Annotated in this window: 4 protein-coding genes; 3 read left to right on the top strand and 1 reads right to left on the bottom strand. The window is 43.6% G+C overall.

All coding sequences use genetic code 11. From position 1 onward, the window contains the following. Positions 1 to 36: 36 nt before the first annotated feature. Together LAY57_RS26330 and LAY57_RS26325 are read left to right on the top strand one after the other, a co-directional pair. The gene (locus tag LAY57_RS26330; RefSeq protein ID WP_249070113.1) at positions 37 to 9,804 is read left to right on the top strand and encodes a putative Ig domain-containing protein; all 9,768 of its coding nucleotides are present in this window, start codon (positions 37 to 39) and stop codon (positions 9,802 to 9,804) included. A 45-nt stretch (positions 9,805 to 9,849) separates the two neighbouring features. After that, on the top strand, positions 9,850 to 10,812 hold the full coding sequence (locus LAY57_RS26325) for a HEAT repeat domain-containing protein (RefSeq protein WP_249070112.1): 963 nt from the start codon (positions 9,850 to 9,852) through the stop codon (positions 10,810 to 10,812). Between the two features lie 60 nt (positions 10,813 to 10,872). Here LAY57_RS26325 and LAY57_RS26320 read toward each other — a convergent pair whose 3' ends face one another. After that, positions 10,873 to 11,241: a hypothetical protein gene (locus LAY57_RS26320; protein WP_249070111.1), complete on the bottom strand. Its 369-nt coding sequence runs from the start codon at positions 11,239 to 11,241 to the stop codon at positions 10,873 to 10,875. A gap of 40 nt (positions 11,242 to 11,281) precedes the next feature. Here LAY57_RS26320 and LAY57_RS26315 point away from each other — a divergent pair, with 40 nt between their 5' ends. Further along, positions 11,282 to 17,227, top strand: coding sequence for a putative Ig domain-containing protein (locus LAY57_RS26315; RefSeq protein ID WP_249070110.1), 5,946 nt, complete (start codon positions 11,282 to 11,284; stop codon positions 17,225 to 17,227). The last annotated feature ends 48 nt before the right edge of the window (positions 17,228 to 17,275 follow it).

Raw genomic sequence — 17,275 nt, 5'->3', positions numbered from 1 at the left:
CCTTTTGATACCAGTCCGCCCACCATTACTGGTACTTTGACTAACGACACGGGAGCCAGTAGTACAGACCGAATTACCAGTGACCCCAGTATCAGCGGCACTGTCATCGATGAGTATATGGTAACCGACTTCCGGGCCGGTTTTGATAACATACCTACGAGCAATTTTAAGAGCGTTCTAGCAGACCGACAACCTAACGGTAGCTTTACATTTAATCGGACGAGATTAGAAGAAATCTACGGCAGCACCTTACCAGAAGGAACTCACACCTTACATCTAAAAGCAACAGACCAATTTGGCAATGTCGGAGTCGTTAAAGATATTCCCTTCACCTTAGATAGCACAGCCCCAATTACCCTATTCGACTTAAACGCGGCAACAGATACCAATCCGGTTGGCGATCGCACAACTACCAATAATATTGTCACACTCACAGGTCAAACACAACCAGATACAGCAGTCAAATTACTAGAAACCAACGCCACCGCACTTGCCGATGTCACAGGTAAATTTAGCTTTTCCGGAGTTTCCCTAAATCTAGGAGCCAACACTTTCACAGTACAAGCCACCGACATAGCGGGCAATACTAGCACAGTCAGCCGCACCATTACCAGAGAGCAAGTACCTAATAATCAGGCCCCAAAAATTACCTCCACACCAGTCACCGAAAGCTTTTACTACAAGCCTTACACCTATAAGGTAACCGCTACCGACCCAGAAAACGACCCCCTGACCTACTCCCTAGTTTCTCCAGCAACAGGCCCGATGGCTGGGATGAATATCGACACTCAAGGATTGCTGAGTTGGACTCCTGCCAATACAGGAAACTACAACGTCACTGTGCGGGTGAGCGATAACCAGGGGAATCAAACCGACCAAACCTACACCCTCAAAGTCCCCAGTTATGTAGACGACCGTCCGCCCGTATTTACCAGCTTACCCCTCGTCAGTGCCACATACAAAGAGCAGTACACTTATCAGGCGATTGCATTAGACCCGGATTATTATAGCGACCTCACCTACAGCTTGGTAAGCGGGCCAGAAGGCATGAACATCCAACCCAAGAGCGGGTTGATTTCCTGGACGCCTTCTGGCTATCAGGCAGGGAAGCAGGCTGTTACCATCAAAGTAACAGATTACTATGGAACCTATTCGACGCAAAGCTTCGACATAGCCGTCGAAGGAATGGTTCCCAACAATTCTTCTCCTCTGATTGTTAGCGACCCCCAAAAAGAAGCATACACCACCCGCCCCTATACCTATCAAGTAAAAGCCCTAGACCCGAATAACGATACCCTGCGTTATTCTCTAATCAAAGCTCCGCTCGGCATGACCATAAAGGCAGATACTGGTCTAGTGAGTTGGGAGCAACCGATTTTCAGCAGCGTACCTGACGATATTACCGTGCAAGTGCAGGATGGTAAGGGAGGCATCGACACTCAAAGCTTCCAACTTACCGTCAGTAGCGCCACTCCTGATGGACAAATTGCAGGTAAGGTTTGGGAAGACCTCAACGATAATCAATTCCAGGACGCGGGCGAACGGGGATTGGCGTCAGTTAAAGTCTACCTGGATGCCAACAATAACGCCCAACTGGATGTTGGGGAGAAAACCGTCACCACAGATGAAACTGGCAGCTATTTATTTAGCGATTTAACAGATGGCTATTACACAGTCAGACAGGTAGTACCGGAGACATTTGTGCAAACATCGCCTTTCGGCGCTGCTTATGGAGGAAACATCCTCAAAAATGGTAGTTTCGAGCAAGGTCCTGCCAATGTCGGTAATGGGGCAGTCTCAGTTTATGCCTACTCAACTCCTTTGGCAGTGAACGACTGGACAATCAAAGGAAACTCTATAGATTTCGTATACGATAATTTCTGGCAACCCAGCGATGCTAAAGTCAGCATCGACCTCAACGGTTGGGGACAAGGAGCAATTACCCAAGTTATCAACACAACACCCGGTCAAACTTACCAAGTTACCTTTGATTTGACAATGAACTTCGGTAACTACTGGGATAAACCGATGACCCTTTCTGCAGGCGGTCAGTCTACCAATTTTACAGTCACCCACGTACCGGGACAGACCGAAGGCGACATGAAGTGGCAGCGGAATAAGCAGTGGTTGTTTACCGCCAGTTCCCCAACTACCGAAATCGGATTTTACAGCGAAATTGGTGGATATTACGGCCCAGTCATCGATAATGCGGTTGTGCGTCCCTACGAAACAGGGGGACTTTATCACGGCTTAACCCTGGCCAACAGTGCTACCGTTAACAACAAAAACTTTGGCGTTAAAAAGCAGACCGTCGTTCCCGTCAACCGACAACCTAACTTTGTCAGTACGCCATCCATTTTGGCAACGGTAGGTCAAACTTGGCGCTATCTCCTGAAAGCCACCGACCCCGATTCGGATACTTTAACTTACAGTCTCACCACCAAACCCGACGGGATGACCATCGATGAGACCACGGGTTTGATTGCTTGGAAACCAACACCGGAACAATTAATAAATTCCTCCAGCGTCACCCTCAGTTCTGGAGTTTGGGAAGTAGGAGTCAAAGCTAATGATGGCCAAGGTGGAATTAACACTCAATTTTTCCAAGTACAAGTTACTTTCCCCGACAGCAATTCTTCGCCTGTCTTTATCGCCGAATCTCCCAAGAAGGCGGGAACCATAGGCCACCCTTATCAGTTTACCTTCAAAGCTCTAGACCCAGAAGGAGACGCCGTTACTTACAGTTCTCCCAACGCAGTCGCTTTCGGCGCTTCTCTCAATCCCAACACAGGGGAAATCAGTTGGACTCCCACAGGTGTAGGTAAAGCAGATTTTATTGTCAAAGCCACAGATACCAAAGGTGCTTCCACCGTTAAAACTTTCACGATTGAGTCAGTCAGCAACGCCGCCAACGTTGCCCCAACCATCGTTTCTCTTCCTTCTACCCTCATTGCCCCAGTCCAAGTTTACCAATATCAAATTGTCGCTAATGACTCCAACAATGACCCGCTAACTTATAGTCTCGCTTCTGCTCCCAGCGGGATGCAACTTGATAATAAAGGGCGAATTATTTGGACTCCCACGGCTGCTAACTTAGGTAAAAATGCAATTCAAATTAATGTATCGGACGGACGCGGCGGTGTTGCCAATCAAACTTACGAATTGGAAGTTAAAAATCCCACCGATTTCAAATTAACTTCGCCCAAAATCACCAGCACTCCCAGCAAAAACGCCGCTACAGGCAATCAATATCGCTACACACCCACAGTCAGCAACCCAGACAACGACTTTTTAGTTTTTACCCTTGACTCTTCCCCAGCAGGTATGGTAATTGACCCGGCTACGGGTACAATTGTCTGGACTCCCACTGCTGATTCAGGTAACACTCAAGAGGTAGCACTGACAGTCATAGGTAGCCGCAGCGGTTCAAATACTCAAAATTATACGCTTGCCATTAACCCCACCAATACACCACCCCAAATTCTCTCCAACGCAGTTACCAATGCTACCGTAGGCAGAATTTACCGCTATAAAGTTGCAGCTAAAGATATTGATGGAGATCTGCTAACTTACAGTTTAGCCAATTACCCCGCCGGAATGAAGATCGACGCAGAAAGCGGTGTCATCGAGTGGACCCCATCTACATCTAGCTTATACGATATCAGCGTCAAAGTAGAAGACAGCAACGGCGGCATCATTACCCAAGACTACAGGCTGAATGCCGGAACGTCAATTGTAGACACTCCACCCCAAATTATATCCCAACCAGTCACTTTTTCCGCAGTCGGACAAACGTATCAATATCAGGTGACAGGGATTGACCCCACCGGGACAGTGCCGGTGCGTTACTATTTTAACAACGGCGCTCCTTACTACATGACAATTAACTCGGACACCGGGTTAATTACTTGGAATCCCACTGCATTTGATATTGGTAAACGAGATATCACTGTTGCTGCTTATTCAAGCTATGGCACAGCTTACCAGACTTTTAGCCTCAGCACGATTAATAATACCGCTCCTGTAATTAATTCTACGCCAGTTAACACCGTAACAGCAGGTGCTACTTACCGTTACAATGTAGTTGCTAGCGATACAGATAACGATGCTTTAACTTACAATCTTCTCAATCCGCCACAAGGGATGAGTATCGATAAATTTGGCGGAATTACTTGGAATACGAGTGTTAGCGATATTGGGAATAAAATTATTAATGTTGCCGTTAGCGATAACAGAGTGCAACCAGTTGTCCAGAATTATACCCTAGCAGTGGTAGCAGATAATGAAGTTCCCAAAGTAAATTTAGTTGCTAGCAGAAGTCAGATTGATAAAGGCGACAAGGTTACTTTCCAAGTTTCGGCTTCTGACAATGTTAGGGTCAGCAATCTCAGTTTAAAAGTCAACAACAATCCAGTTGTTTTAGATAAAGATGGATTTGCTACTGTAGCACTTGCTCAATTGGGGAATATTATTGTAGATGCCTTTGCAACTGACCCATCTGGCAATCAAGGGTCAAACAGTAAGACGGTGCGTGTAATTGACCCGACTGATTTGGGTGCGCCAAATGTGAAGTTAGATTTGAGTGGGATTGTCGAAGGAGTTATTACCGCGCCTACTAATATTAAAGGTACGGTGTCTGATAGTAATTTAGACCGCTATACTTTGTCGGTAGCACCTTTAGAGGGTGGCGATTTTCAGGTGATGTTTTCGGGTAATCAAAATGTTAATAATGGAGTTTTGGGTAAGTTTGATTCCTCGGTGTTACAGAATGGTAGTTATGTTGTCAAATTAACGGCTATTGATAAGAACGGTCTGATTAATGAGGTTGAAGATACTATTCATGTGACGGGTGATTTGAAATTGGGTAATTTCCGGTTGTCGTTTACGGATTTATCGATTCCGGTGTCGGGGATTCCGATAAGTGTGACCAGGACTTATGATACTTTAAATGTGAATAGTAAGGATGATTTTGGATATGGGTGGAGATTGGAATTTAGAGATACGGATTTAAGGACTTCTTTGAGGAAGGATGAAGTCAATCAGGAGTTGGGGATAAGTACGGTTCCGTTTAAAGATGGGACGCGGGTGTTTGTTACTTTACCGGGTGGTAAGAGGGAGGCGTTTACTTTTAAACCGAGTCGTGATAGGTTGTCGGGATTTTTACAAGCTGCTGCGCCTCCTGATGTGGATGCGGGAATATATCATCCTGAGTTTGTGGGGGATAAGGGGGTGACGAGTAAGTTGACGGTGGTGGATTCTCGTTTAAGTCATGTGGGAAATGAGTATTACGATTTAGGGGGTACGCCTTATAATCCGGCTGATTCTTATTTTGGTGGTAAGTATGTTTTGACGACTAAGGAGGGGATTGTTTATGAGATTGATGGAAGTAGTGGGGATTTGTTGACTGCTACAAACCCCAATGGTAACAAGCTAACCTTTACCGATGCTGGGATTTTTAGCGATAGTGGGAAGTCGATTAGTTTTGGAAGGGATGCAGGGGGGAGGATTACTTCTGTAACTGACTTGTTGGGTAAACAGGTGAAGTATCAGTATGATGCTAAGGGTGATTTAGTTGGGGTAACGGATAGGGAGAATAATACTACGACTTTTGAATACTTTGCACCAAATCGTCCCCACTTCCTGACAGAAATTAACGACCCCTTGGGAAGGCCCAAAGTGCGAACTGAGTACGACGAAAAAGGTCGGTTGAAGAAACAGTTGGATGTGAATGGGAAAGATATGGAGTTTATCTACGACCCCGCTAACTCCATCCAAACTGTTTTCGATGTATTTGATAAGCCGACCACATACGTTTATGACGAGCGCGGCAATGTGGTGCAGGAAGTAAATGCGCTGGGTGGTATTACCAAGCGAACTTTTGATGAGAACAATAATCTGCTAAGTCAAACTAATCCAGAAAATGAAACGTTCACTTACACCTATGACAGTGATGGCAACTTGATTACTGTTACAAACCCGCTGGGCAATGTTACTCGCTACACCTTCAATCGCTTTGGTGAAGTCCTGACTAAGACAGACTCCTTGGGCAGAACCACTACTTACACCTACGATAGTCGAGGAAATCGCCGCACCCTCACCGATGCTGAAGGAAATGTCTCAAAGTACAACTTGGATTTAGTCGGTAACGTCACCGAAATTATGGACGCTGACAATAAATCTACTCGGTTTGAATATGACCAATTTGGCAACATCACTCGTCAGGTTGATGCCCTCAATAACGAAACTACCTACACCTACGACGCCAACGGAAATCAGCTTAGTGAAAGCACTACAGTAACCACACCTACAGGTAAAAAGACACTGGTCACGAACTGGACATACGATACCGAAGGTCATGTCAAGTCAATGACTGACCCGCAAGGTAACGTCATCCGTCAAGAATACGACAAATTGGGTAATATGACTGCGGTTGTTGAAGAAAATATGAACAATCGCCGCACCGAATACCGTTATAACGAGGAGGGTCAGCTTGAACAAACCTTGTATCCTGACGGTACATCCGCACGTTCTGTCTATGATGCGGCGGGTCGAGAAATTGCCATTATCGACCAGAAAGGACAAACCACTCACTTTGTCTATGATGATCTGGGTCGATTAGTCGAGACAATTTATCCCGATAACACCCCATTAGACCTTTCGGACAACCCCAGAACCAAAACTGAATACGATAAAATCGGTCGTGCCAAAGCCTCTATTGACGAAAGGGGAAATCGTACCGAGTATGAGTACGATAAAGCAGGTCGTCAGACTCTTATCCGCGATGCTCTCAACAACGAAACTAAATACACTTATAATTCAGCTGGAAATCGGCTGACCCAAACCGATGCTCGAAATAATACGACCAAGTTTGTCTACGACGAACTGGGCCGCCAAGTAGAAACTCACTTCGCAGATGGCACTCGCACCATCACTACCTACGATGCCGTTGGACGGCGGAGTTCTTTAAAAGACCAGGCTGGTCACACGACCTATTTTGTTTACGATGCGCTGAATCGACCTATTGAGGTTATTCATCCAGATGACACCTCATTAGACCTCTCAAACAATCCCAGAACCAAGACTGAGTATAACGAACTTGGTTGGGTTACTGCCCAAATTGATGAATTGGGAAATCGCCAAGAATACGAGTACGATGAAAAAGGTCGTCTAATTGAGTCTCGTAGCGATTGTAGTTGCCGTCGCAAAACCTACACCTACGATGCGTTTGGAAATCGGATTAGCGAAACAGATCAGCTAGGACACACTACTTCTTTTGTTTATGACAAGCTAAACCGTCTCGTAGAAACTCACTTCCAAGATAGCTCCTACACGACTACTACCTACGATGAATTGGGGCGCATTAAAACTCAGACCGACCAAGCTGGAAAAATCACTAAATTTGAATATGATGCTTTGGGTCGCCTGAGTGCGGTTGTAGATGCACTACAGCAGCGAACGGAGTATAAGTATGACAAAGCAGGCAATTTAATCCAAGCCAAAGATGCTAACCAACACATTACTCAGTACGAATATGACGGACTGAATCGCCGCACTACTACCATCTTGCCATTGGGACAGCGATCGGACACTACCTACGACCCAGTTGGTAACATCGCCAGCACTATCGATTTCAATCGCAATACTATTACCTACGAGTACGACAAACTCAACCGGATGCTTGCCAAGCGGTTCCCCGATACTACCGCAGTCGAGTACACTTACACGCCAACGGGTCAAATTAAGACTACCAAAGACCAGCGGGGGATAACCACTTATGATTACGATGTCCGAGAGCGGCTGATTTCTCGAATTGACCCCGACAACCAATTCATCCGCTACGGCTACGATGCCGCTAGCAACCGCACTGAGGTCATCACACCCACTGGCACGACTAAATTTACTTATGACAAATACAATCAGTTAGAGACAGTCACAGACCCCAACTTTGGACTTACCCGCTACACTTATGACAAGGCAGGGAATCTCATCCGTACCGTTCTGCCTAACAATACGGTTGAAACTCGCCAGTATAATGATTTGAATCGGCTAGTGTTCTTAGAAAATACTGGAACTTCTGGAGTGATTTCCAGTTATCGCTACACGCTAGACCCGGTTGGAAATCGCAAGGTTGTGGAAGAACACGACGGTCGCAAGGTTGAGTACAATTACGACGATCTCTATCGACTGACTCAGGAGAAAATTACCGATCCAGCTTACAGTAATCGCACGATTAATTATACTTACGATGCTGTAGGAAATCGTAAAAGTAGTAATGATTCTGTAGACGGACTGACAAACTATATTTATGACAATAACGATCGCTTGTTAAGTGATGGCAGCAGTAGTTACACTTACGATAACAACGGCAATACTCTTTCTCGGATTAAAGATGCCACAGAGCGAGTAGTTTACAGTTGGGATTATGAGAACCGCTTAGTGGGGGCGAATATTACCAAACCATCTGGTAATGTTCAAAATCAATACAAGTACAATCCTGATGGTATTCGCGTCGCAACAATAGTCAACGGACAGGAAACTCGCTACTTAATTGATGCGAATCAGGCTTATGCTCAAGTGTTGGAAGAGTATACCCCTGGTGGTGCCGTACAAGCTTCTTATGTTTATGGGAAAGATCTGATTTCTCAAAATCGGGGTGGGGTGCGATCGTTCTATCATGTGGATGGTTTGGGCAGTACGAGGGCTTTGACGAATGCGAGCGGTGTTGTTACGGATACTTATGATTATGGGGCTTATGGCAATTTGTTAGGTTCGGTAAGTAATACTATCAATAACTATCGCTTTGCGGGTGAACAGTTCGATCCTTATTTGGGCGATTACTATCTCAGAAGGAGGTACTATGATTCTGACAGCGGACGGTTTACAACTACAGATCCGTTTGAGGGGGTGATGACTGAGCCGCTGTCTAGGGCTAAGTATCCTTATGTGCATGGGAATCCGGTGAATGCGATCGATCCTAGTGGGCTTTTCAGCATTACAGAAAATACAGCTACTCAGCTAAACATTAGCTCATTAGCATCTCAATCTGTTCCTACGATTAAAACCGCAACAACGCTATCCACAGGAACTTTTCCTGAAGCTGTGACAGCAGCATCTCCAGGAATTGCGAATGTTGCGCGAGCTTCTATTTCAATTGGTGCTCGTGTAGCTGTAAATGTCGCTAAATTAGTATCTAGGATAACTATCTTGGCGGGAGAAGCTTATATTCAAGGCTTTCCAGTTATTGTTTGGGGCCAGGATTTGCCGCAAACTACACAACATACACAAGATGCTATAACCGGGCAAGGAAATACCAAGTATTCGGGCGGGATTGCACCTACCTTTTTATTCCACACGCCCAATTGGCCACGCTCACGTCCTCATCCAGAGTTCTACAACAGATATCCGGGTAGCAGCACAAACATATATCCCAGAAGTTGGTATAACGACGAACAACAATGCTTTTGGGATAACAGTAACCCTATCGAAACTGTAAGGCAATCTAGGGGCAAAGTGTGCGATGAATATCCTTACGCATCAACTGCACAAGGAGGATTTTTGAATTATGAGCTTAATCATGTCTCTCTACGGCTTGTTAGTGCCGAAGAGCAACTAAAAGACATAAAAAACGTAAATGGCGTAATGGTGCAAAATTTCGACAGTCAATATTGGAAGCTTGGAGAATTTTACACAGAGGCTAACATTCCAACACTTGACGCAAGAATGAGTTGGTTTGGTGTGGGAACTACAAGTGATTATTGGTCATATTGGGTGGACAGAAAAGGAGTGAAACATAACTTTTTCTAGTAGTTAAGACCCAACCTTTGATAAGTATCCTCTGGAGGTTATTTGATGTCGGTTTTAACCGAGGCTTTAAACCAGATACTGAACTGGCTGCAACAACACAGACCATCGGATGTCTCATTTCTACAACCCGGTCTATCCAAAGCTGAGATTGAAGAAATCGTTAAAAAGCTGCCTGTTCGATTGCCCAAAGAAGTTTGTGAGCTATATCAGTGGAAAAACGGCACGAGAATGGGTGTCGAGCATTGGGAGTTTTCTTGGACATTTGAATATTGGGGGTTTTATCCTTTACAGTCCGCTAGATATGAACGAAGACAGAAATACGCTACATCTACCTATCTGGTAGGCTCTGATAGCATTAACTCTTTGAACATTTTTTTTAGTGTTGAACCAACAGATGAAGGCTATGTAATTATTAATGAAAGACAAGAAACCTGTCCTGTTATTTTTGAGTATTCTCAAGCTGGAAATTGTAATCCTATCATTAAGTATGCAAGTCTAACTAACATGATGCTGACAATAGCAGAGTCTTATGAAACTGCTTATTGTGCAGATGCCGAGGGTTATTTAATCCCGGATAAGGATAAAACCTTGCAGATTTGGCGCAAATATAATTCTTATCAGATAACAGAAGCAGCACTGGCAAAGCTAGACCAGGAACTCTCGCTAGAGTTGCTATTTGAAGTAGAAGCAGACTTAATTCAAGCTAAACACCCAATGGCAGTAGAACCTTTGCTTCAAGCCTTGCAGAAACCAATAGTTAGTGAAGAGGACTCAGCCATTCAAGGATTAGCAGTAAAAGTTCTAGGCGAGCTAGGCGATGTTAGGGCGGTAGACCCTCTCATTCGCACTTTACAAGACGAAAATTGTACGACTCGATACTGGGTAGCAAAGTCATTGGGTCAGCTAAGAGATGAACGAGCAGTACAACCACTCATCATTGCCTTACAAGATAGCGAACCAGAAGTTCAGCGAATGGCAAGATGGGCGTTAGAGCAACTAAGACAGTAAACCACATTCTCCACTTTGAAGAGATCTCGCCTACTACACGACCCCAACCCCATCCCATAGCTACTCGTGAACCACCAACCTCAAATAAGGCTTTTTAGCCCCGCGACGCGAACCGCTCAACTCCAGCCCAAAAGCTTTGTAATCTTGCGCCAAGAGCGTTCTAAACGTACCGAACTTAACTTTTCTCCTACCATCCAAACTGGTAACGACACTCGCCCCATTATCCGGGTCGCCACCCAACCGCCTGAACGCCTCCTTTACCGTCAGCCATTCACTAGACTCGCTTTTCTTCGTAGGTGGAGTATTGCCTTGAGCCTCCGGTATCGAAATTGTCTTACCTTCCGTCTGACTATGTAAGACAGCATCGCTAGACTGACCGACAGAAGAAGTAGGCGAGTTATCCGTATTACTTTCCGTCTGACGAAGCAATACATCCTGCGGATCGACACTATCCCCTGCTGCTATAGCAGTGGAAGCGATCGCCTTTGACAGACTTGTCAGACGTTTCGTTATACCTTGTAATCAAACTTACGAATTAGAAGTAAAAAATTTCACCGATTTCAAATTACAATCACCTGCAGTTACCAACGCTACCGTGGGGAGAATTTACCGCTACAAAGTTGCAGCGAACGATCTCGATGGCAAGAGCTTAACTTATAGTTTAGCTAAAAAGCCTGTGGGAATGGAGATCGATCCTAAAAGTGGTTTAATCGAATGGACTCCCCCTACCTCTAACCTCTTCGATATCAGCATCAAAGTGGAAGATGGTAATGGTGGTGTGGTTACTCAAGACTACAGACTAAATGCCTCAACGTCAATTTTTGACACGCCGCCCCAAATTATATCGCAACCAGTCACTTTTTCCGCAGTCGGACAAACGTATCAATATCAGGTGACAGGGATTGACCCCACCGGGACAGTGCCGGTGCGTTACTATTTTAACAACGGCGCTCCTTACTACATGACAATTAACTCGGACACCGGGTTAATTACTTGGAATCCCACTGCATTTGATATTGGTAAACGAGATATCACTGTTGCTGCTTATTCAAGCTATGGCACAGCTTACCAGACTTTTAGCCTCAGCACGATTAATAATACCGCTCCGGTTATCAATTCTACGCCAGTTAACACCGTAACAGCAGGTGCTACTTATCGTTACAATGTAGTTGCTAGCGATACAGATAACGATGCTTTAACTTACAATCTCCTCAATCCACCATCAGGGATGAGTATCGATAAATTTGGCAGAATTAATTGGAATACGAGTGTTAGCGACATTGGAAATAAGTCTATCCAAATAGCAGTTAGTGACAGTCGTCAGCAACCAGTCAACCAAAATTATACCCTAGCGGTGGTAGCAGATAATGAAATTCCCAAGGTAAATTTAATTGCCAGCAGAAGTCAGATTGATAAAGGCGACAAAGTTAGTTTCCAAGTTTCTGCTTCCGACAATGTTAGGGTCAGCAATCTCAGTTTAAAAATCAACAACAATCCAGTTGCTTTAGATAGAGATGGATTTGCTACTGTAGCACTTACCCAATTAGGGAATATTACCGTAAATGCCTTTGCGACTGACCCGTCAGGGAATCAGGGACAAAATAATACGACGGTGCGAGTAATTGACCCGACTGATTTGGGTGCGCCAAATGTGAAGTTAGATTTGAGTGGGATTGTCGAAGGAGTTATTACCGCGCCTACTAATATTAAAGGTACGGTATCTGACAGTAATTTAGACCGCTATACTTTGTCGGTAGCACCTTTGGAGGGTGGTGAAGAACAGGTAATGTTTTCGGGTAATCAAAATGTTAATAATGGAGTTTTGGGTAAGTTTGATTCGTCGGTGTTACAGAATGGTAGTTATGTTGTGAAGTTGACTGCTATTGATAAGAACGGTTTGGTTAATGAGGTTGAGGATGTTATTGATGTTGCTGGTGAGTTGAAGTTGGGGAATTTCCGATTGTCGTTTACGGATTTGTCGATTCCGGTGTCGGGGATTCCGATAAGTGTTACTCGGAGTTATGATAGTTTGAATGCGAATAGTAAGGATGATTTTGGTTATGGGTGGAGGTTGGAGTTTCGAGATACGGATTTAAGGACTTCTTTGAAGAAGGATGAAGTTAATCAGGAATTGGGAATAAGTACTGTTCCTTTCAAAGATAAGACGAGGGTTTATATTACTTTACCTGGTGGTAAGAGGGAAGCGTTTACTTTTAAACCGAGTCGTGATAGGTTGTCGGGATTTTTGCAAGCTGCTGCACCTCCTGATGTGGATGCGGGGATATATCATCCGGCGTTTGTGGGGGATAAGGGTGTGACGAGTAAGTTAAGTGTGGTGGATACTCGTTTAAGTCATGTGGGAAATGAATATTATGATTTAGGGGGTACGCCTTATAATCCTGCTGATTCTTATTTTGGTGGTAAGTATGTTTTGACGACTAAAGATGGGATTGTTTATGAGATTGATGGGGTGAGTGGGGATTTGTTGACGGCGACTGATACGAATGGGAATAAGGTGACTTTTACTGATGCGGGTATTTTTAGCGATAGTGGGAAGGCGATTAGTTTTGGACGGGATGCGAAAGGGAGGATTGTTTCGGTAACTGACTTGTTGGGTAAACAGGTGAAGTATCAATATGATGCTAAAGGTGATTTAGTTGGGGTAACGGATAGGGAGAATAATACTACTCAGTTTGTTTATAATTCACCGCAATGGAATCATTTCTTGACAGAAGTGATTGACCCGTTGGGGAGAAGGGGGGTGAGGAATGAGTATGATGATAAGGGTCGGTTGAAGAAGTTGTTTGATGCGGATAATAATGCGGTGGAGTTGATTCACGACCCAAATAATTTTGTGGAGACTGTTAAGGATGTTTTTGGTAAGGCGACTACTTACGAATATGATTCTAGGGGGAATATTCTGACGGAAGTTGATGCGTTGGGTAAGATGATGAAGCGGAGTTATGATGATGATAATAATATGTTGAGTGAGACGGTGATTACTCCCGAAACTGGAACGGCGGGGTGGAAAACCGAGTTTACTTATGATGGTGAAGGGAATAAACTAACTGAAAAAGACCCGTTAGGGAATATTACTCGCTATACTTACGGTGCGTTCGGTCGATTGTTGACTGAAACTGACCCGTTGGGAAATACTACTACTAATCGTTATTCTAAGAGTGGAAATTTACTTGCTTCTTTTGATGCTGCTGGTAATGTAACTGAGTACAGTTATGACATCAAGGGAAATCTTTTGAATTTCACCGATGCTAACAAGAAAGTTACTAAATTCAAGTATGACTCGTTCGGGAATGTAGAAAGCGTTCTGGATGCTTTGAACAATGAAACTATTTATACTTATGATGGTAATGGGAATCGTAAAAGTGAAACGAAGAAGGTAACTATATCTTCTGGTATACAGTCACTCGTTACTAAATGGGATTACGATAATTCTGGAAAAGTCAAGTTTCTTACTGATGCTGAGAATAAAGTTACTGAGTATCAATATGATAAAAATGGTCATCAGATTGCTGTCGTTGATGCGTTGTTACGCAAAACTGAATCTCGTTATGATGATAAGGGTCAATTGATTGAAACTATCTATCCAGATAAGACTGCTGACTTGTCTGATAATCCCAGAACGATTAACTTGTACGACAAAGGTGGTCGCAAACGTGGTACTATCGACCAGTCTGGACGGGTAACGCATTACAGGTATGATGATGCGGGTCAGTTGATTGAGACGATTTATCCGAAAGTGACAGATACTTTGAATCAGTTGATTTCGGTAATTTCTCCCACTCAAACTATTGCTACTATAGATTGGACAAAAGTTGTCTATCCCGATGAAACTCCTACTTATTTAGCAACGAATTCTAGAAGTAAAACTGAGTATTACAAAACTGGTCAAGTTAAAGCGCAAGTTGATGAACGTGGGAATCGAACTGAGTATCGCTACAATGCAAAAGGCGAACAGATAGAAACAATCTATCCCGATAATACACCCAATACATTATCAGATAATCCCAGAACAAGCAGCAAATACGATTCATCGGGACGCCTGACTGATTCTATCGACCCTCAAGGAAGGATAACTAGCTACAAATACGATAGTCTGAGTCGTCTGACTGAAACTATTTACCCCGACAATACTCCTAACAATATTTCTGATAATCCGACTACAAAGACTGAGTATGATAAGTTGGGACGTAAAGTTGCTGCTATTGACCAAAATGGGAAAATTACTCGTTATGAATATGATGATATCGGTCAGTTGACTGATGTGGTACAAGTTATTGATGCGTCTGTTGAGGTGAGAACTGAATATGGTTATGATGAAGCGAATCGTTTAGTTTGGATTGAAGATGCTAATGACCATCGGACTAAGTATGAATATGGTAAAAATGGACGACGCATTGCGACTGAATTACCGCTTGGAAAGAAATCCTATACTACTTATGACGCGGTAGGAAATATCTATACTACGACTGATTTTAATGGCGATTCTATTAGTTATCAATACGACGAACAAAATCGCCTGATTAAGAAAGAATTTTCGACTGCTAGCGGTATTGTTCCCGTCACCTTTACCTATACACCCAGCGGACAGATTGACAAGATTATTGATGCGAGGGGAACGACTACTTTTAAATACGATGAACGCAATCGCTTGATTTCTCGGACTGACCCGAATGGAGTTTATTTAGCAAGCGGAAATACGCTTGAATACGGGTATGATGTGGCGGGTAATCGTACTGAGGTGAGGACTCCCAATGGGAATGTTTCTTATACTTATGATGAACAAAATCGGTTGAAAACGGTAACGAGTTCTCAAGGAACTACTACTTATTTCTACGATGTTGCTGGGAATTTAGTCAAAACTGAATTGCCGAATGGGGTGGTAGAAACTAGGGATTACGATGAATTGAATCGGTTGAAGTTGGTGAAGAATGTCAAAGATGGAGTGGGAATTTCCAGTTTCGATTACACTCTGGATTTGGTAGGTCATCGACGGGTTGTTTCTGAACAAAATGGTAGGAAAGTTGAGTATGAGTATGATAGTTTGTATCGGTTGACAAAAGAGACAATAACTGATGCTGTTGCTGGTAATCGGGTTGTTGAATATACCTACGATAAGGTGGGTAATCGCCTGACTAAGAATGATTCGGTTGAGGGGATTACTACTTATACTTACGATGATAATGACCGTTTGAAGATGGAAGAGTTGAATCAGAATAATGTAGTTGTTCAGACGATTGAGTATCGTTATGACGATAATGGAAATCTGAAGTCGAGAATTAAGAATGGGGTAGAAGAGGTAAGTTATACCTGGGATAAGGAAAATCGTTTGATTGGGGTCATAAAAGCTTCTGGGGAGGTGATTTCTTATCAGTATGATAGTGATGGGATAAGGGTTAGTTCTACTGTTAATGGGGTGAAGACTGAGTTTTTGGTGGATAAGAATTTGCCTTATGCTCAGGTTTTGGAGGAGAGGGTTAATAATGGGTTGACTGCTGGTTATGTTTATGGTAATGATTTGATTTCTCAGCAAAGGGGAAGTGAGAAGTCGTTTTATTTGGTGGATGGTTTGGGTAGTACGAGGGGGTTGACTAATGCTGGTGGGGTGGTGACTGATACTTACGCTTACGATGCGTTTGGCAATCTGATTAGTTCCACTAACAACGTGCAGAATAATTACTTGTTTGCTGGGGAACAGTTTGATAGGAGTTTGGGTGATTATTATTTGCGGGCTAGGTATTATGACGAAAGTATTGGGCGGTTTACTAGGAGGGATACTTGGGAAGGCTTTTTGTCTAACCCAGTCTCCTTGCACAAGTATATCTACACACACAACAATCCGGTTAATTTAACAGATTCATCAGGGCTGACCCCCTTAACCGATGTTGTACTTGGATTTCGTAGAGTCGGTCTGTATTCATTCCTTAACCCTATATATGCTTATGCTCAATTTGGTGGTATTGTTCACCGCGCTATAGAGGCAGACATCTTGCAGAAGAATGCAAGAGTTCAAACAGAAGTTACAGTTCAAGGAGGCAGAATAGATGTGCTTTACCAACCAAACGAAATTTTCGATATCAAACCTCTTGATGGTGTTGTAGACCCAAACATCCAATTAGATAGATATATCCGAATGAACCCAGACAGAAATTTTGTCAAAGGAACTTTTATGTTTGAGGGAAGATTAGATAATCCGCCACCTTTGATTGGAACTTCATTAACGTACTACACCGCTGAACCCGGTGTCATTGTGTATTATCCTTTTATGAACAAGACTGGTCTAGCAATGATTGCCACAACATTATTCTCGACAATTGCAGCTTCAAATCAACAACAAGTCAGTCAAATAGCCACACAAGTAGCAACGAATCTTTCTCTAACAAAAGGATTTGCTTGAGCGCTCAATAAAGCTATAGTTTCTTTTTCTCATTGCCGTAGATATAAA

Source organism: Argonema antarcticum A004/B2, from assembly GCF_023333585.1.
In the GTDB taxonomy this organism is placed as follows: Bacteria; Cyanobacteriota; Cyanobacteriia; order Cyanobacteriales; family Aerosakkonemataceae; genus Argonema; species Argonema antarcticum.
The sequence above is the reverse complement of the archived record's forward strand: the minus strand, read 5'-3'. Positions and strand labels throughout refer to the sequence as shown.

Excerpts from the sequence above, each read along its gene's own strand:
- LAY57_RS26325 (WP_249070112.1), top strand. The coding sequence starts at position 9,850 with ATGTCGGTTTTAACCGAGGCTTTAAACCAGATACTGAACTGGCTGCAA.